The 18,164-nt window shown below is 52.8% G+C and carries 16 protein-coding genes; 3 read left to right on the top strand and 13 right to left on the bottom strand.

Annotation, left to right across the window (positions count from 1 at the left end):
• Positions 1-118: 118 nt before the first annotated feature.
• Positions 119-871 carry a copper homeostasis protein CutC gene (gene cutC, locus SC127_RS15700; protein ID WP_215846590.1) on the bottom strand — a complete coding sequence of 251 codons (753 nt, stop codon included), beginning with the start codon at positions 869-871 and terminating at the stop codon, positions 119-121.
• Positions 872-957: 86 nt separating this feature from the next.
• Between cutC and SC127_RS15705 the strand changes: the two genes are divergently transcribed.
• On the top strand, positions 958-2,103 hold the full coding sequence (locus tag SC127_RS15705) for a MalY/PatB family protein (RefSeq protein WP_215846589.1): 1,146 nt from the start codon (positions 958-960) through the stop codon (positions 2,101-2,103).
• On the opposite strand, the gene SC127_RS15710 is transcribed toward SC127_RS15705, so the two are convergent.
• Positions 2,100-2,660: a VOC family protein gene (locus tag SC127_RS15710; protein WP_332627100.1), complete on the bottom strand. Its 561-nt coding sequence runs from the start codon at positions 2,658-2,660 to the stop codon at positions 2,100-2,102. The genes SC127_RS15705 and SC127_RS15710 overlap by 4 nt on opposite strands.
• 314 nt (positions 2,661-2,974) lie before the next feature.
• Between SC127_RS15710 and SC127_RS15715 the strand changes: the two genes are divergently transcribed.
• Positions 2,975-3,097: a hypothetical protein gene (locus tag SC127_RS15715; RefSeq protein ID WP_256449270.1), complete on the top strand. Its 123-nt coding sequence runs from the start codon at positions 2,975-2,977 to the stop codon at positions 3,095-3,097.
• A gap of 186 nt (positions 3,098-3,283) precedes the next feature.
• On the top strand, positions 3,284-5,014 hold the full coding sequence (gene argS / locus SC127_RS15720; protein ID WP_243078491.1) for an arginine--tRNA ligase: 1,731 nt from the start codon (positions 3,284-3,286) through the stop codon (positions 5,012-5,014).
• A 50-nt stretch (positions 5,015-5,064) separates the two neighbouring features.
• On the opposite strand, the gene flhE is transcribed toward argS, so the two are convergent.
• The 11 genes from flhE to cheW form a co-directional block, all read right to left on the bottom strand.
• A complete protein-coding gene (flhE, locus tag SC127_RS15725) occupies positions 5,065-5,457 on the bottom strand; it encodes a flagellar protein FlhE (RefSeq protein ID WP_215846587.1) in 393 nt (130 codons plus the stop codon).
• Positions 5,457-7,556, bottom strand: coding sequence for a flagellar biosynthesis protein FlhA (flhA, locus tag SC127_RS15730; protein WP_215846586.1), 2,100 nt, complete (start codon positions 7,554-7,556; stop codon positions 5,457-5,459). Before flhA ends, flhE begins: the two co-directional genes overlap by 1 nt.
• The gene (gene flhB, locus SC127_RS15735; RefSeq protein ID WP_243077707.1) at positions 7,549-8,697 is read right to left on the bottom strand and encodes a flagellar biosynthesis protein FlhB; all 1,149 of its coding nucleotides are present in this window, start codon (positions 8,695-8,697) and stop codon (positions 7,549-7,551) included. Before flhB ends, flhA begins: the two co-directional genes overlap by 8 nt.
• Positions 8,698-8,909: 212 nt before the next feature.
• A complete protein-coding gene (gene cheZ, locus SC127_RS15740) occupies positions 8,910-9,551 on the bottom strand; it encodes a protein phosphatase CheZ (RefSeq protein WP_215846585.1) in 642 nt (213 codons plus the stop codon).
• 9 nt (positions 9,552-9,560) lie between these two features.
• Positions 9,561-9,950, bottom strand: coding sequence for a chemotaxis response regulator CheY (gene cheY, locus SC127_RS15745; RefSeq protein ID WP_215846584.1), 390 nt, complete (start codon positions 9,948-9,950; stop codon positions 9,561-9,563).
• Positions 9,951-9,989: 39 nt separating this feature from the next.
• A complete protein-coding gene (locus SC127_RS15750; protein WP_215848260.1) occupies positions 9,990-11,039 on the bottom strand; it encodes a protein-glutamate methylesterase/protein-glutamine glutaminase in 1,050 nt (349 codons plus the stop codon).
• Entirely contained in the window at positions 11,039-11,911 is an 873-nt protein-coding gene (gene cheR, locus SC127_RS15755) for a protein-glutamate O-methyltransferase CheR (protein ID WP_215846583.1), read from the bottom strand. Before cheR ends, SC127_RS15750 begins: the two co-directional genes overlap by 1 nt.
• Before the next feature lie 82 nt (positions 11,912-11,993).
• Positions 11,994-13,670, bottom strand: a complete 1,677-nt coding sequence (locus tag SC127_RS15760) for a methyl-accepting chemotaxis protein (RefSeq protein WP_332627101.1) — start codon at positions 13,668-13,670, stop codon at positions 11,994-11,996.
• Positions 13,671-13,778: 108 nt separating this feature from the next.
• Positions 13,779-15,341 (bottom strand): methyl-accepting chemotaxis protein, encoded by a 1,563-nt coding sequence (locus SC127_RS15765; protein ID WP_243077705.1) that lies wholly within the window; start codon positions 15,339-15,341, stop codon positions 13,779-13,781.
• A gap of 366 nt (positions 15,342-15,707) precedes the next feature.
• Positions 15,708-17,375 (bottom strand): methyl-accepting chemotaxis protein, encoded by a 1,668-nt coding sequence (locus SC127_RS15770; protein ID WP_332627102.1) that lies wholly within the window; start codon positions 17,373-17,375, stop codon positions 15,708-15,710.
• A gap of 284 nt (positions 17,376-17,659) precedes the next feature.
• Positions 17,660-18,154, bottom strand: a complete 495-nt coding sequence (cheW, locus tag SC127_RS15775; RefSeq protein ID WP_215846579.1) for a chemotaxis protein CheW — start codon at positions 18,152-18,154, stop codon at positions 17,660-17,662.
• Positions 18,155-18,164 lie beyond the last annotated feature (10 nt).

The following is an 18,164-nucleotide window of genomic DNA, read 5'->3' on the forward strand; positions in this document are numbered from 1 at the left end:
ATCGGCGGGAAAAAGCGTAAATAGCAGGCAAAAAATACCCCAGCAAGCGTGCTGGGGTTTGGTACTTGCAAACATCACGTCAATGATCGGCGTGCTGCGCGGCAAAATCTGGGGTGATTCAGGCGACCCGAACGCTGTTCATCTGCATCACACTTCTCATCGCTTCCACCACATCACTATCTACGCAATAGCGACTGAACTCATCGGTTTCGGCTTCAGAACACATTGAAACACCGGCTTTTCGGTAACGCATCGGCGATACCACAAGGTGGCTGGCCGAGCTGTGAACTTCACGAATGCCCATATCGAGAAACTTCTGTAGGTTACTCAGGCGAACGCCTGCACCTGCCATAATAATAGGACCTTCACTGAGATCATTTAGTTCCTTCAACAATGCAATTCCGTTTTCCGCGCTTTGCTGCTGGCCTGACGTCAGAATGCGCGCGACGCCGAGATCGGTCAACTCCTTCAATGCACGTTTAGGACTATGGCACAGGTCAAATGCACGATGGAATGTCACTGAAACGCCGTCGCACAGCGCCATGATTTGCCGCATTTGCGCATGGTTGATGTGGGCATCTTCATCCAGCATTCCCACCACCAGCCCCGGAAAGCCCAATTCACGGATCAACGCCACATCCGATTTCATTACTTCAAATTCGCGGGCGGTATAGCAAAAATCGCCACCGCGCGGCCTGACAATCGGATGAACCGGAATCGAAAGTTCGCGTCGGGCTGCTTCCAGCGTCCCAGCCGAGGGTGTTAATCCCCCTTCACGCGGCGCTGCGCACAGCTCAACGCGATCGGCTCCAGCCTGCTGCGCGGTCATTGCGCAATCCACGCCGTAACAACAAATTTCCAGTTTGGTCATTCTCTTCTCCTTTACATGACGTCTGGTTCGAACCAAGTTCATCGGTTAGTCTGACTGCTGGAATGATTTTACGCGGAAAGGTAACTATGGCATTCAATTTTGACCAACGGATAGACCGTCGTCACAGCGATAGCCTTAAATGGCACAAATATGCGGACCAGGACATTCTGCCATTGTGGGTAGCTGATACTGATTTCCGTTCGCCCGAGTGCATTATCGACGCGATCAAAGCCCGCGTTGAACATGGAATTTTTGGCTATGGCGATAAGCCAAACGGTTTGATTGATATTGCCGTTCAGCGCTTCGCCTCGCGCTATCAGTGGCACGTCGATCCGGCATGGATCGTTCCATTACCGGGCGTCGTCAGCGGGTTAAATATTTCGGTTCGCGCGTTTACCGCAGCCGATGAAATCACCGTTGCGCCAACGCCCATTTATCCGCCCTTTCGCGGTGCTGCCAAACTCGCTGAACGCGGCCAGCTGAATCTGCCGTTAGTGCTTAACGAGCATCGTTGGGTCATGGACATTGATGCCGCCAACCAACAGATGAGTGGCAAAGAGAAATTACTGATGCTGTGTAACCCACAGAATCCTGGCGGAACTGTCTATCGTCGTGATGAACTGGAAGCGCAGCTTGCTTTTGCTCAGCAACATGATTTGATTGTTTGCACCGATGAAATTCACTGCGATTTATTGCTGGAACCGGGCGTGCAGCACATTCCTTTCGCCTCGCTCAGTGAAGATGCCGCGCAGCGCAGCATTACGCTTATTTCCCCCTCAAAAACCTTCAACATCGCCGGATTGGGCGCTTCACTGGCGATCATTCCTAATGCTGAATTACGTGCCCGCTTCAATCGCGTGCGTCAGGGCATTGTCCCTTCCGTGGATATTCTGTCGCTGGTTGCTGCCGAAGCCGCGTGGCGGGACGGCGATGCGTGGTTAGAAGCACAACTCGTCTATTTACGGCGTAATCGCGACTGGCTGGTCGAGCAGGTCAATGCGCTGCCGGGCCTGACGATGACATCACCCGAAGCCACCTATTTGGGTTGGATCGATGCCAGCGCGCTCAACGTCGCCAGCCCGGCGCTCTATTTTGAAAAATATGGACTTGGCTTTTCACCAGGTCGTGACTTTGGCGATGATAAGTTTGTACGGCTGAATTTTGGCTGCACCCGTGCGCTGCTGGAAGAAGCGGTAGTGCGGCTGGGCAAAGCCGTCAACGCCCGCGTTTAATCTGCCTCGCTGGCGACAATCTCTTCCAGTCGCCACGGATGAAACTTTATTGTGGTTTGCCCATCTGTTACCGCTAAGGTCGGGTTGGGCAAACGTTCATTTTCTCCTTTCGGCGAACTGGTTTTAAATGAGATGCCCGGCTGCGTTAGCGCGTCATCTGATAACAGCGCCATCGCTCGCATGCCCAGCGTTTCAGGTTCGCCGCGCAGGACGATTTCAACATGTTCCCACCCTTCATGACGATAGCGTTTTTCACCTGGCCAAGGCAGTTCAATCACATCCAGTTGCCAGCCAGCGACCTGAATGGGCTGATGTAACTTAAACAGGCAAATCGGCCGGCCGTTGATCATCGCTTCAGAAAACTGACAGCCAATTTGTAAAAAACCCTGCTTCCAGCGCTCTGCCGTTGCGTTTTGGTGACAACGAACAGCAATGTGATCAGATTCGAGATCGCCTAATGAGAGACCTAAGCGTTCAGAAAAACTCTCTAACGATTTCTCGAATCGCACTAAATCTGCCTTTAAATCGTCTAATTGTGGGGGAAAAGTGGTCTTCACTGCGTAAAATCTCCTTAAATAATGCAATATTTCTAATCAATATAACATGCTGTCAGCGCTGAGTTAGGGACACCAAAAGCGTAGGATTCATCCGATTTGACGCGTAAATTGCCGCAAAAGGATATAAACAGACCTTTTAATTCGGATTTATCCTCTCTTTAGGTCCAGCAGTTTCTGGATGAAAACACCTTAACTACATGTTTTGTATCAGCTTCTTTAATACAATGAGATAAGTCTTATTTGGGCAGAGAACAATTGCAGCCATGCGGTCTTTCTTATAAATTTGACCTAACACAACTCAAAGGAATAGCTCAATGACCATGCTAATTGTTGTCGCAGTCCTAATCGCACTGATGGGATTTGCTATTTCCCGCCATTGGAAGGTGCGTGAAGACAAAAGTGTTAAAAATCCTCGCCGCCATCTGCGCCGTCGTTAAATCAAGCGGGAAACATTTTAGGCTCTGTTTCCCTGCTTTATCCAACTGCTGACGCCCACAGACAATTCACGTATACTTTCCCCCTCATTTTTTTCCGTTTTGTCTGGGTCATTAACGCCAGGCAAGATGATGATGACGGCTCGTCATCGTTCAGACGAGCGTTTTTCAGCATATGAAGGTAACTCGGTGAATATTCAGGCACTTCTTTCCGCAAAAGTCAGTCAGGCAATGGTTTTAGCCGGCGCGCCCGCCGATTGCGAACCTCAGGTTCGTCAGTCAGCCAAGGTTCAGTTTGGTGATTATCAGGCAAACGGCATTATGGCCGTGGCGAAAAAACTGGGACAAGCGCCGCGACAATTAGCTGAGACCGTGTTGCAGAATCTTGATCTGACAGGCATCGCCAGCAAAGTTGAGATTGCCGGACCGGGCTTCATCAATATTTTCCTTGACCGTCAATGGCTGGCTGAAAACGCTAAGCAAGCGCTGCGTTTGCCTCGTTTAGGCGTGACGCTGGCAGAACCTCAAACTATCGTGATCGATTACTCTGCGCCCAATGTCGCGAAAGAGATGCACGTTGGTCACGTGCGCTCCACCATCATCGGTGATGCCGCCGTACGCACGCTGGAGTTTCTGGGACATAACGTGATTCGTGCTAATCACGTTGGCGACTGGGGAACGCAGTTCGGCATGCTGATCGCCTTTCTTGAGAAGCAGCAGAACGAAGATCATGCAGAAATGGCGCTGGCAGATCTGGAAGAGTTTTATCGTGAAGCGAAACGTACCTATGACGAAGATCCTGCGTTTGCCGAGCGTGCACGTGGTTACGTGGTAAAACTGCAAGGTGGCGATGCCTATTGCCGTGAGATGTGGAAGAAGCTGGTCGACATCACCATGAGTCAGAACCAGAAAATTTATGACCGTCTGAACGTGACGCTGAGCCGTAAAGATGTCATGGGTGAAAGCCTCTACAACGATATGCTGCCAGGCATCGTCAGCGATCTGAAAGAGAAAGGCTTAGCCGTCGAAAGCGAAGGCGCAACCGTGGTGTTTCTGGATGAGTTCCAGAACAAAGAAGGCGATCCCATGGGCGTTATCATCCAGAAAAAGGATGGCGGATACCTTTACACCACTACCGATATTGCCTGTGCCAAATACCGTTATGAAACACTGCATGCCGATCGTGTGCTGTATTACATCGATTCTCGTCAGCATCAGCATCTGCTGCAAGCATGGACTATCGTGCGTAAAGCGGGTTATGTCCCGGAGAATGTGCCGCTTGAGCACCATGCGTTTGGCATGATGTTAGGTAAAGATGGACGTCCTTTCAAAACGCGTAGCGGCGGCACCATTAAACTCGCCGATCTGCTGGATGAAGCTTATCAGCGTGCTTACACGCTGGTGCGTGAGAAAAATCCTGAGATGCGTGAAGAAGAGGTGAAACAGCTGGCGGAAATCGTCGGTATTGGCGCCGTGAAATACGCTGACCTGTCGAAAAGCCGTACCACGGATTACATCTTCGACTGGGATAACATGCTGGCCTTTGAAGGCAATACTGCCCCGTACTTGCTGTATGCCTACACTCGCGTGCTGTCGGTCTTCCGCAAAGCGGGTATCGATGCAGAAACGCTGGATGCCGATCTGTTTATCACTGAAGATCGCGAAGCGCTGCTGGCGACCCGTTTGTTGCAGTTCGAAGAAGTGATCACCCAAGTCGCGCGTGATGGTACGCCGCATGTGATGTGTGCTTACCTGTATGACCTCGCGGGTCTCTTCTCTGGCTTCTATGAGCATTGCCCCATTCTCAGCGCGGAAGAAGAACGTACCCGCCTGAGCCGTTTGCAGCTAGCGGCGCTTACTGCTAAAACCTTGCAGCAAGGTCTCGATACCTTGGGTATCGAAACCGTCGAACGTATGTAAACACAAAAAAACCCCGCTTCGGCGGGGTTTTTTATGCATTTCACCGCGTCTTAGCGGTAGTTCACCATCACTTCACTGCTCACCACGCGCAAGCCCGGCGGCAAACGTCCCGTACCGGCAAAACCAAATACCATATGCAAGGTTTCGTCTGCCGACAGATGCGCCAGGCCGCGAGTGCTGCCGCTGCCTCCGTCAAGCGAAGTGCAGCGCTGCGCTGCGCACAGCTTCACTTCCAGTCCCGCTGGCGCAGGTTTGCTGAGTTGATAACGCCAGTTCACAACGTCGATATAACCGTCTGTATTTTTCGGCGGCAGTAAAGGCTGCGAACGTTGCCAGCCGCCTCGATTCGCCAACAGCGGGCCATTAGCGCTCGCGTGCCATGCGCCGCCCGCAGCCTGGGAACAAAGCGGTAACATGCACAGCAGCCACAGCCAGCGTTTCATTATTTGCCTCCAATGGTCGCCGTCATGCGAATTTGGCGATTGTCGCTCAGCTCCATGTTTGACAGCACCACCAGTTGCGGCAGATTGCGGCGCAGGAAGCGTGCCAGCAACGCACGTAGCGGATGATTCACCAACAATACTGGCGGCGCGCCCAGCATCTCCTGGCGTTGTAATGCATCTTGCGCCTGGCTTAACAGGCGATCGGCAAGGCCCGGTTCAAGTCCACCACCGCCTTGTAACGCCTGTAATAACAAGCGCTCCAACGTGGCGTCCAAACCAATAACCTGCACTTCATCATTACCCGGGAACCACTGCTGCGTAATCGCGCGGCCCAAGGCTACGCGTACGACACTGGTGAGTTCTTGTGGATCGTTCTGAATCGGCGCATGTTCCGCCAGCGTTTCAATAATGGTGCGCATATCGCGAATCGATACACGTTCTATCAGCAAGTTTTGCAGTACTTTGTGCATCGTGGTCAGGGAGATCACGCCTGGCACTAAATCTTCAGTGAGTTTCGGCATCTCTTGCGTTACGCGATCCAACAACTGCTGCGCTTCCTGACGACCAAACAGCTCGCTGGCGTATTGACCAATCAGATGATTCAGATGCGTAGCGACCACGGTACTGGCTTCAACTACGGTAAAGCCCTGAATCTGCGCCTGCTCTTTCAGCGCACTGTCAATCCAGATTGCTGCCAGACCAAAGGCGGGATCCACCGTGGCTTCGCCCGGCAAAGTACCTGCCGCCGTGCCTGGGTTAATCGCCATCCAACGTCCTGGATAAGCATCACCGCTGCCAATTTCCACACCTTTCATCAGAATACGGTAGCGCGCAGGCGGCAGTTCCATGTTGTCACGGATATGCACCACCGGCGGCAAGAAGCCAACATCCTGCGCCACTTTTTTACGAATACTGCGGATACGGCCTAACAGCTCGCCATTTTGCAGGTGATCGACCATCGGAATCAGGCGATAACCCACTTCCATGCCCAGCGTGTCCTCCAGTTGTACGTCAGTCCAGGACGCTTCCGCAGTCGCTGCGGTTGCCGGGGTATTCTGGGTTTTATTGATGCTGTTGGTCGCCTCGGCACTTTTCTTCGGCTGCATTTCACGTCCGCGCAGCCACCACGCCAGACCCAACAGCGCAGCGGTAAACATCAGGAACACCAGATTTGGCATACCCGGCACCAGACCAAGCAGACCGATGACGCCGCCACTCAGCATTAATACCCGGGGATCCTTGAACAGTTGGCCAACCATCTGCTCGCCAACATCCTGATCGGTCGCAACACGCGTTACGATAACACCCGCTGCCGTTGAAATGACCAGTGCGGGAATCTGTGCAACCAGGCCGTCACCGATAGTCAACAGCGTGTACGTTTCACCCGCATGACCGACATCCATACCATGCTGCACCACACCCACCAACAGGCCGCCGATCACGTTAATCACCATGATCATGATGCCCGCGATAGCATCACCACGCACAAACTTACTGGCACCGTCCATCGAACCATAGAAGTCCGCTTCTTGCGTCACTTCCATACGACGGCGTTTGGCTTCCTCTTCACCAATCAAACCCGCGTTGAGGTCGGCATCAATCGCCATCTGCTTGCCGGGCATCCCGTCAAGCACGAAGCGCGCGCCCACTTCGGCGATACGGCCCGCACCTTTGGTGATAACCATAAAGTTAATGATCACCAAAATGATGAAGACCACGATACCGATGGCGAAGTTACCGCCCACCAGGAAGTGGCCAAACGCTTCCACTACCCGGCCCGCTGCCGCCCCGCCGGTATGCCCTTCCATCAGGATGATACGGGTTGAGGCGACGTTCAGCGCCAGTCGCAGTAAGGTGGAGAACAGCAGAATGGTAGGGAACGCCGCGAACTCCAGCGTGCGCTGGGTAAACATCGCCACCAGCAGCACCATGATGGAGAGCGCGATATTAAAGGTAAACAACAGGTCGAGGATGAACGGTGGCAGAGGCAACACCATCATCGACAGAATCATCAGGATCAGCACCGGACCGGCTAATACCTGCCATTGCATATCTTTAAAGTTTCCCGGTAAACGCAATTTTGCGGCCAGATTAGCCATCGTTTCTGTTCTCTCCTGCAAAGTCCATATCTACCGGAACCGGCAGATCTTTTGGTTTGGTTGGGATGAGGCCGCCTTCGCGTTTCCAGCGACGCAACTGCCAAACCCACGCCAGCACTTCCGCCACCGCCGCATACAGCGCGCCGGGAATATGTTGACCAATTTCAGTATGACGATACAACGCACGCGCCAGCGGCGGTGCCTCCAAAACCGGGATGCGATGTTCAGCCCCCAGTTCACGAATTCTCAAAGCAATTTCCCCTGCGCCTTTTGCGACGACTTTCGGCGCACTCATTTTTTTCTCGTTATATTGCAGCGCCACAGAATAGTGCGTTGGGTTAGTCACGATGACGTCGGCTTTTGGCACATCAGCCATCATGCGACGGCGCGCAGCGGCGCGCATTTGCTGACGAATACGCCCTTTAACGTGCGGATCGCCCTCTTGTTGTTTGTGTTCATCGCGAATTTCCTGGCGAGACATACGCAGTTTTTTGTAATAGCTGTAGAGCTGCCAAAAAACGTCATAACCCACCATCGGCACCAGCCCAAGGATCACTAATGCACAGCACACCGCAATCATATCCATGCCGTGAATCAGCGCGCTGGTTGGCGACTCGCTGATTAAACGCAGCATTTCCGGCCAGTGTGACAAGATGTACCAAACGCCTACCGACCCCACCAGGATGGTTTTCAAAATCCCTTTAAACAGTTCAGTCCAGGCCTGCGCGGCAAACATGCGCTTAAAACCTGGCAACGGATTGAGCTTGGTGAAATCAACTTTGATCGACTTGCCGCTGAAGACGATACCGCCAAGCAGCATCGGAGAAGCAATCGCCACTAACACCAAACCACCCATTAAAGGCAGCAGCGCCAGAATTGCCTGGCCGATCAGGCTACTGATATGGGCAATGATGATTTTGTCATCCGTCACCATGCCATGGTCAAAATGGAGACCCGCAGCCACCATGCCCGCTAATCGATGCGCCATCATGTTGCCGCCCATCCACAGGATCATGATGCCAGCCAGCAGCATTAACAGTGACGTCAGCTCGCGCGAACGCGGAATATCACCTTCCTCACGCGCTTTCTCAAGTCGGTGGGGCGAGGGCGATTCTGTTTTGTCCTCGTCGCTATCAGCCACGAAAAACCTCGGTGGAGTGGAATTCTGAGCATAGGATGCCAAATTTGAGTTTGGTTAAAGCGGGGATAAGACGCGCAAAAGCGCTGTTCTTTTGCGGATGGAAAAGAGATGTGATGAAAGTCCGCCGTTAAGCGGACCTTTCTAACTGCCGGTGTGACGTTAAGCCTGAACGACTTAACGCCACACTGGGAGGTAAAACACCCTTAGCAAAATCAAAAGCCTAAGCTATCCAGTAAATCATCAACCTGATCCTGGTTCGCGACCACGCCCGGTGCATCGGAGTGAATCTGCGGACCGTTCAGCAGGCTGGTGCCTTCCTGACGCTTCTCGGCGCTGACTTCAGGCATGTTTTCCAGCAGCACCATTAATAACTGGCGCTCAATTTCCTGAATCACATCCATCATGCGCTTGATCACCTGACCGGTAAGGTCCTGGAAATCCTGCGCCATCATGATTTCGAGCAGCTGCTTGTTGGTAAAGGACGTGTGACCTGGCACGGCACCGAGGTATTCGCGCGTATCCGTCACCAACTCACGTGCATCGGCCAGTTCGATTGGGTTTTCAAACCATGCATCCCAACGTCCTTTCAGCTGGGTTGCGCCGGCTTCCATTTTGTCCTGATGCGGTTGTGCCGCTTCCACGCAGTTTAGCGCACGGTCAGCGGCCTGCGCCGTCATTTGAACCACATAGTCCAGACGATCGCGGGCATCAGGAATTGCTTCGGCGGCTTCGGCAATGGCTTGATCAAGCCCCAGCTCGCGCAGACTTTCACGCAACATACGCGTGAGCGAGCCAATGCGGCTAATAATGTCGTGTGCCGAGGCATCCTCAGTTGATTTCGGAAGGTCGCTCATCACATCTCCTTACAGGCCCAGTTTTTCGAAAATCTTGCCCAATTTCTCTTCAAGCGTCGCCGCAGTGAACGGCTTAACGACATAGCCGCTGGCACCGGCCTGTGCGGCAGCAATGATGTTCTCTTTCTTCGCTTCCGCGGTGACCATCAAAACTGGCAGGCTGCTCATCGCTGCATCTGCACGAATAGTTTGCAACAGTTGCAGACCATCCATATTCGGCATGTTCCAGTCGGAGATGACAAAGTCAAAGCCACCTGCACGCAGTTTAGCCAGCGCATCAACGCCATCTTCTGCTTCTTCTACATTATTAAAGCCCAGCTCTTTTAGCAGGTTACGCACAATACGACGCATCGTGTTGAAGTCGTCTACCACTAAAAAGCGCATGTTTTTATCAGCCATATCTACTCCTGTGTTATCTCGCCCGGCAGGACGGGCCTGTTAAATACGCAATGCCTGTCCGGCGCTAATTTTCGCCAGCATATGCTGACTGATGTTGCTTAAATCCACGACTTCGCTCACGCCGCCTGCGGCAATTGCCTCACGCGGCATGCCAAATACCACACAGCTGGCTTCGCTTTGGGCGATGGTCCAGGCGCCAGCACGATGCATTTCCAGCATCCCCGCCGCGCCGTCGTTGCCCATCCCGGTGAGAATCACGCCCACCGCGTTGCGTCCAGCGTTACTCGCCACCGATCTAAACAGCACATCTACTGACGGTTTGTGCCGATTAACCGGTGGCCCTTCATTGAGTTTCACCACATAGTTAGCGCCGCTACGGCCCAACTCCATGTGCATCGCGCCGGGCGCAATATAGGCGTGACCGGGAAGAATTCGCTCACCATCTTCGGCTTCTTTCACCGTGATCTGACACAGCTTATTCAGGCGTTCAGCAAAAGAGCGGGTAAACCCGGGCGGCATATGCTGAGTAATCAGCAGCGCTGGGCTGGTGGCCGGCAGCGGTTGCAGCACGTGACGAATCGCTTCGGTACCGCCGGTTGACGATCCAATCGCAATCAGCTTTTCGCTGCTCAGCAGCGGCCCCGCTTTCAGCTTGACCGGCACCGGCGTTGAGGTACGCACATGCAATTGCGCTCGCGCCGCCGCACGTATTTTGTCGCCTATCATCTGGCTGTAAGCCAGCATGCCTTCACGAATACCCAACTGCGGTTTGGTGACAAAATCCACCGCGCCCAACTCCAAAGCTCGCAACGTGATTTCCGAGCCTTTACCGGTCAGCGAAGAAACCATCACCACCGGCATTGGACGTAAGCGCATCAACTTTTCCAGAAAGTCGAGCCCATCCATGCGCGGCATTTCTACGTCCAGCGTCAGTACCTGCGGGTTGAACTGCTTAATCAAATCGCGGGCAACTAAAGGATCGGGCGCGGTAGCAACCATCTCCATATCGGGATGACTGTTGATGATTTCCGTCATCAACTGACGCATCAGCGCAGAGTCATCCACGCACATCACGGTGATTTTGCTCATCATCTTTCCTTAGTCAGTCCATAGACGGTTTGCCCACGCAGCCAAAACTCTTTACTGATTTGACTAAAGTTCTCTGAGTGACCAGCAAACAGAATGCCGCCTGGCTTCAACAGCGGGACAAACCGACGCAGAATTTTTTCTTGCGTCTCTTTATCGAAATAGATCATCACGTTGCGGCAGAAAATGGCATCGAACGGCCCCGGCACCTTCCAGTCATTCGCCAGCAAATTAAGCTGGGCGTAGGTGATCGTACTGGCCAGTTCAGACCGTACCCGTACCATGCCTTCATGCGGACCAGTGCCGCGCAGGAAAAAGCGCTGCAACTGCGCCGGTGACAACGTGCGTAACTCTTCATGGCGATAAACACCTGCCACGGCTTTCTCTAAAACCTGCGTATCGATATCGCTGGCATGGACCTGAAATTTACCCGGCCCGCTACCCAGCGTTTCAGCCAGCGTCATGGCGATTGAGTAAGGTTCTTCGCCGGTAGACGCAGCGGTACTCCAGACATTGAAACTGCCCTGCCGCTTACGTGCATGTTCAGCGAGGATAGGAAAATGGTGCGCCTCGCGGAAAAACGCCGTCAGGTTGGTGGTTAATGCATTAATAAATGCCTGCCATTCAGCGCTGTTAGGATCGTGTTCCAGCAACGCCAGATAACGACCAAAATCATCTATGTTCAGCGTGCGCAGGCGGCGAACCAAACGGTTGTAAACCATTTCGCGCTTGTGATCGGCCAGCACAATACCTGCTCGTTGATAAATCAACTGGCTGATACGACGAAAATGCGTATCTGAGAGCGGTAAACGCTGAACCATTTGCGACAGCAGCGTCGTCGCCTCACTTTGATCCAATAACGTCGATTTCTTCATTTCTGCACCTGGCACTGAACTAAACACATTAACGATCTGCTGCTATGCCCAACCCTGTTTCAGGGCTGGGCCATCCAGGCGATTAAAAGGTTTCCCAGTTATCGTCACTACGAGAACCAGACTGACGGGCAACCGCCAGCGGCGCATCCAATCGGAGAGTTTTTGGCGCCGTTGTCTTGTTAACGGCCTGGGCGACAAATTCTTTACCAATATTGAACACTGATACGGCTTGTTTTAAGTTGCTGGCCTGATCTTCCAGGGCTGCGGCCGCCGCTGCGGACTCTTCAACCAGCGAGGCGTTCTGCTGCGTGACGCGGTCCATTTCAGTCACGGCAAGGCCAACCTGGTCGATACCGCGGCTTTGTTCGTCAGATGCAGAGGCGATCTCGCCCATGATGTCGGTAACGCGCGTCACCGCGCTGACGATCTCGCTCATGGTGTCGCCAGCGCTTTCCACCAGCACCGAACCGGTATTAACGCGGCTCACGGAATCTTCAATCAACCCTTTGATCTCTTTTGCAGCCTGCGCACTACGCTGCGCCAGGCTGCGTACTTCACCGGCAACCACCGCAAAGCCACGACCCAGTTCACCGGCACGTGCGGCTTCCACAGCGGCGTTCAGGGCGAGGATGTTGGTCTGGAAGGCGATACCATCAATCACGCTGGTAATGTCCGCGATTTTCTTCGAGCTACCGGCGATTTCCTTCATCGTAGTGACCACGCCATCCACTACTTTGCCGCCCTGCTGCGCGGTTTCGGAGGCATTAAGGGCCAGTTGCGAAGCCTGACGCGCATTTTCCGCGTTCTGCTTCACCGTCGCGGTCAGCTGCTCCATGCTGGCAGCGGTCTGCTCCAGCGAGGCCGCTTGTTGCTCGGTACGTGAAGAGAGATCGTTATTACCTACGGCGATTTCGCTGGCACCGGTATAGATCGCATCGGAACCATCACGCACCGTCCGTACAGTGCGCACCAGCTCTTGCTGCATATTTTGCAATGAGCTCAGTAATTCACCGATTTCGTTACGCACGGTAACGTCGATGGACTGAGTCAGATCACCACGCGCAATATGCTGAATATGTTCCATGCTCTGTTTCAGCGGGCGAATGAGTACGCTGCGCATCACATTCCACACCAGCACAATCACCAACAGCGTGACGAACAATGTGCCAATCACGATAGAGATAGAACGTTGATAAGCGTCGTTATTGGCTTCCACACCGCGCTTGGCGAGCACCAGGTTGTAACGCATCCACGCGTCGTAATCTGTCTGGAATTTGTCCTGGTAACTTTGCGTAGGCTGGTCAATAAATCCTTTGAAGTTGCCGCTGTTCAAAAACACGATCAGCTCAGCCAGCGCATCGTGATACGCCTTGTAGTTAGCTTGCAGCGTCAACACGTTTTCTGCGGTTTTGCCTTTTTCTGACAGGTTGGCGTTGAAGGTATCGAAGCCCTGTTCTGCGCGTTTTAATTCGCTGCTGGCCAGCGCCACTAACTCTTTAACGCTGGCACCGGAACCGGACATTTGTGCATCTTGCAGATAGCGGATCCCGGCACGGTTCAGGGTGTTACGTGCCTGAACCAGTGATACCCATGAGGTGCCCATCGCCTGCTGTAAGGTGCTCAGACGTTGGTTATAAGCGAAGTTCTCTTTGTCAGAACTTACCGTTTTGAAAAACATTCCCCCGGAAAACAGCTGCAGCAAGGCAAATAATGCCAGCACGCACAGCAGGCCGGAGACAATTCGTACTCGACTAAACATAAACACCTCATTGGTTGCGATTCACTTCTGTTTATCGGCGCGAGTGAAGGGAACTTTATGTGCGGCGGCACGGATTGGACCCGCCGCCGCAGAAAGGAGATACCGAGGTTATGTGCGAACCGTTTTAAACACCGAAACGGCCTGCGTTAACGCGCTGGCTTGCTGTTCAAGTGCCGCCGCCGCCGCCGCAGATTGTTCAACCAGCGAGGCGTTTTGCTGGGTCACGCGATCCATTTCAGTCACCGCCTGACCCACCTGCTCAATGCCGCGACTCTGCTCGTCAGACGCAGAGGCGATTTCACCCATGATGTCGGTTACGCGAGTCACCGCGCCGACGATGTCACTCATGGTGCTACCGGCGCTTTCCACCTGTAACGAACCGCTATTGACGCGGGAAACCGAGTCTTCGATCAAGCCTTTGATCTCTTTCGCTGCCTGCGCGCTGCGCTGCGCCAGACTGCGGACTTCACCGGCCACCACGGCAAAACCCCGGCCCTGCTCACCGGCGCGAGCCGCTTCTACTGCCGCGTTAAGTGCAAGGATGTTGGTCTGGAAAGCAATGCCATCAATCACGCTGATAATGTCGGCGATTTTCTTCGAACTGCCGGCAATCTCTTTCATGGTACTGACCACACCATCCACTACTTTGCCGCCCTGCTGTGCCGTTTCAGATGCCGTCAGTGCTAATTGCGAGGCCTGACGGGCGTTGTCGGCGTTCTGTTTTACCGTTGCGGTAAGCTGTTCCATGCTGGCAGCCGTTTGCTCCAGCGAGGCCGCTTGCTCTTCGGTGCGCGCAGAAAGGTCGTTATTTCCTGCCGCGATTTCGCTCGCACCGGTAAAAATTGCGTCAGAGCCGTCGCGCACATCACTGACGGTGTTCATCAGCGACTGCTGCATTTCCTGTAAACCTGCCGCCAGCTGGCTCATTTCATTGCGCCCTTCCACGCTAATCGGTTGGGTTAAATCGCCCGCAGCGATAGCGCGAATATGCTCCAGCACCCGATGCAGCGGCTGAATCAAAACCTGACGCAGACCAAACCAGCATGCAGCGATTACCGCAATCACCGAGGCCGCCACAATACCCAGCAACCACATCATCTGCGTAAAGGCTTTTTGGTTCTGTAATAAACCTTGCTCAGAAAGCTCAGTCTGTTTTGCACGCCATTCGCTGTAGCTGACTTTCATGTCGTTCTGTTTCTGTTCGATGTTCTGTTTGAACATCCCTTCCAGATCGTTGGCCTGCAAACGTTCCAGCATCGCTTTTAAGCCATCATGGTAATTTGCGTAATCCGCCTCAAGGCGATCGCGTATAACGTTATCGAACCCTGGCGTACCCGGTAAGTTGTAATAAACCTGGAAAGAGCGATCGGCTACTGCCAGCTGTTGTTTTGCCTGATTAATCAGGTCATTTAGATTGCCGCCGTTGATTTTCGACGCCATGTTGGTTTGCAAACGCAACATCGCACGGTTGAGCACGGTACGCGTCTGGTTAAGTTCGATCCATGCATCGCTCATTGCTGTGACGTTGCGTGTTGAGATTTGTGACAGTGCGAAGGCTTCTTTATCTTTGTTTAAAGCCGACCAAAACAGGCTGCCCGAAAGTAACTGTAAAGCGCCAAAAATCACCAAGACTGCGATCAGGCTGGTCACCACTTTTATTCGTTTCAACATCTTTTTCCCCGGAAAATTGGTTAAGGTGCAGCGGCTATATCGGCGCTGAAATGGGATTTGTTAGTGAGTTTTCCCTGTTTTACAAAACAACTGACTTTTGTAATTAATCTAAGTAGTCGTTTATTTTGTGTGGGTATTTGCGGCGGGATGGGTAATGCGTTCAGGGAAGGCGTGAGAAGACATGTTGAAAACAAACGGCACGTTGCGGTTATGAAGGTGGGAAGCTCGGTCGCGGCGTAAAGCGTCCGCCACAGGGCGCTGTTTATGCCATCTTTACGCAGTGGCCCGTGCTTTTCGTCTGAAAAGCACGGGATGTTGAATGCGATGCGAGTGTAAAATCCCGCATCACGGTACTAAAGAGAATGCTTAAAACGTTTCCCAGTTCGTATCATTAACCGGCGTAGTCAATGCTTTACGCGGTGTATTCAACGTAGGCGCAGCACTCGGGATCGGCTTAGTTAACGTCTGAACAGCCTGCTCGCGGCGAACTTTAAACACCGCAACCGATTGACTCAAACGGCTGGCCTGCTCTTCCAGGGAAGCCGCTGCAGCAGCCGATTCTTCTACCAGCGAGGCATTCTGCTGGGTCACGCGATCCATCTCTGTTACCGCCTGGCCTACCTGATCAATACCGCGACTCTGCTCATCTGACGCCGACGCGATTTCACCCATGATATCGGTGACGCGCGTTACCGCGCTGACGATATCACTCATGGTTTCGCCTGCGGTGCCCACTAAGGCAGAACCGGTGTTAACACGATTCACAGAATCTTCGATCAGGCTTTTGATCTCTTTTGCAGCTTGCGCACTGCGCTGGGCCAAATTACGCACTTCACCGGCAACTACGGCAAAACCTCGTCCCTGCTCTCCAGCACGCGCAGCTTCTACGGCAGCGTTCAGTGCCAGAATATTAGTCTGGAAGGCGATGCCATCGATCACGCTGGTAATATCCGCAATTTTCTTGGAACTTCCGGCGATATCGCTCATGGTTTTCACCACGCCATCCACCACATTACCGCCTTTCTGCGCGGTTTCTGAGGCGCTCAGCGCCAGTTTGGATGCCTGACGTGCATTTTCAGCATTCTGCTTCACGGTCGCGGTGAGTTGCTCCATGCTGGCAGCGGTTTGCTCCAGCGAAGCGGCCTGTTCCTCTGTACGCGCAGAGAGATCGTTGTTACCGGCTGAGATTTCGCTCGCGCCCGTAAAAATGGCATCTGAACCGTCGCGCACGTTGCTCACAGTGCGCACCAGCGACTGCTGCATTTCATGCAGACTCGCGGCTAACTGACTCATTTCATTGCGCCCTTCCACCACAATAGATTGGGTCAAATCACCCTGAGCAATGTGTTGGATATGGGTGATATTGCTGTTTAGCGGATTGATCAGCACGCGGCGCATCCCGACCCAACACAACGCAATAATAATAATAACCAGCGCAGTGATGAGACCGAGGATCCCTAACATGCGATCGTAAGCATGGGCGTTTTCTTCGACACCCGCAGCGGTCAGACGGTTTTGATCGGTACGCCAGTCGGTATAAATTTTCAGGAAAGCGCTTTGACTGGGAGCTACGGGCGCTTTAGCCGCACCGTCCATATCTTCAGCCATCAACGCTGAATGCAGTTGACCTAACGCAGCAGCATACGCGGCGTAGGATTCATCCAGCTGATTATTGAGCTGGGCATTTTGTCCCGGCGTATCTGGCGTGGTTTTAAAGGTTTTATAGAAGCTAGCACCACGCTCCTGAAAACGTTGGCTGTCGCTAAACAACGCTTCAACATCGGCCTCTTTACCGGACAGTTTGCTGGTTGCCATACGAAGCTGAACGCGAGTCAATGCAATGCGACTCTGGTTAAGGTTCATATAGGCATCATTTAGCGCATCAGTATTTTTGCTCGCTAACTGCGACACCGCGAAACTCTGCTTATCGTGGCTTAGCGCTTTATAAAAAATTGAGCCGGAAATGAGCTGCAACAAGCCGAACATCAGTAACACCAGCAGTAAACTGGTTACAACACGGATTTTTGATAACATGATTGACCCTGAAAAAATGTGTAATAAAAGACGAACGAATTATCGGCAAGCAGAGAGAAGAAATTAGAGAGAGGATAACTATTATTATTTGATTTATAAGTGAATGTTTCAGTAATGAACTATACCCTAACTCATTCTAATCGCAGGAAGACGGCAAACGAGTGACCCCCAATGAGCTGACCAAAGTCAGTAATTTGGGTGAATAAGAGCAGCCAACGCATCAGCGACTTGAAGTAGGACGGGTATATCACGGACCGACCAAAGGCCGATCCGTGATTGCAGAATCAGGCGCGCAGCCCATCCACTAACGCCATCTCATCGCTGCTCAGCAGCTTTTCGATGTCGACCAAAATCAGCATGCGATCGCCGAGTGCGCCAAGCCCTGTCAGGTATTCAGTAGACATGGTCACGGCAAATTCTGGTGAAGGACGAATTTGGTCTTGCGTTAATGACAGCACATCAGACACCCCGTCAACCACGATACCTACTACGCGGTTTTCCAGGTTCAACACGATCACTACCGTGTTGTCGTTGTACTCCACATCCGGTTGGGAAAACTTCACGCGCAGATCGATAATCGGCACGATTACGCCACGCAAGTTGGTGACGCCACGGATGAATTCTGGCGTATTCGCAATACGTGTTACCTGATCGTAACCACGAATTTCCTGAACCTTGAGGATATCAATGCCGTACTCTTCATCGCCCAGCGTGAAGACCAGGAACTCCTGGCCGACGGTTTCGCCAACGATTTTTGTCACGGTTGCCATTCCAGTCATGTTATTTACC

The organism is Pantoea sp. T14 (assembly GCF_036663535.1).
Lineage (GTDB): Bacteria > Pseudomonadota > Gammaproteobacteria > Enterobacterales > Enterobacteriaceae > Pantoea > Pantoea phytostimulans.

What these genes read in the sequence shown, in the direction of transcription:
- SC127_RS15765 (WP_243077705.1), bottom strand. Translation starts at nt 15,341, where the DNA reads ATGTTGAAACGAATAAAAGTGGTGACCAGCCTGATCGCAGTCTTGGTG.
- SC127_RS15750 (WP_215848260.1), bottom strand. Translation starts at nt 11,039, where the DNA reads ATGAGCAAAATCACCGTGATGTGCGTGGATGACTCTGCGCTGATGCGT.
- flhE (WP_215846587.1), bottom strand. Translation starts at nt 5,457, where the DNA reads ATGAAACGCTGGCTGTGGCTGCTGTGCATGTTACCGCTTTGTTCCCAG.
- flhA (WP_215846586.1), bottom strand. Translation starts at nt 7,556, where the DNA reads ATGGCTAATCTGGCCGCAAAATTGCGTTTACCGGGAAACTTTAAAGAT.
- SC127_RS15770 (WP_332627102.1), bottom strand. Translation starts at nt 17,375, where the DNA reads ATGTTATCAAAAATCCGTGTTGTAACCAGTTTACTGCTGGTGTTACTG.
- cheZ (WP_215846585.1), bottom strand. Translation starts at nt 9,551, where the DNA reads ATGAGCGACCTTCCGAAATCAACTGAGGATGCCTCGGCACACGACATT.
- cheY (WP_215846584.1), bottom strand. Translation starts at nt 9,950, where the DNA reads ATGGCTGATAAAAACATGCGCTTTTTAGTGGTAGACGACTTCAACACG.
- cheW (WP_215846579.1), bottom strand. Translation starts at nt 18,154, where the DNA reads ATGACTGGAATGGCAACCGTGACAAAAATCGTTGGCGAAACCGTCGGC.
- cheR (WP_215846583.1), bottom strand. Translation starts at nt 11,911, where the DNA reads ATGAAGAAATCGACGTTATTGGATCAAAGTGAGGCGACGACGCTGCTG.
- SC127_RS15705 (WP_215846589.1), top strand. Translation starts at nt 958, where the DNA reads ATGGCATTCAATTTTGACCAACGGATAGACCGTCGTCACAGCGATAGC.
- cutC (WP_215846590.1), bottom strand. Translation starts at nt 871, where the DNA reads ATGACCAAACTGGAAATTTGTTGTTACGGCGTGGATTGCGCAATGACC.
- SC127_RS15760 (WP_332627101.1), bottom strand. Translation starts at nt 13,670, where the DNA reads ATGTTTAGTCGAGTACGAATTGTCTCCGGCCTGCTGTGCGTGCTGGCA.
- SC127_RS15715 (WP_256449270.1), top strand. Translation starts at nt 2,975, where the DNA reads ATGACCATGCTAATTGTTGTCGCAGTCCTAATCGCACTGATGGGATTT.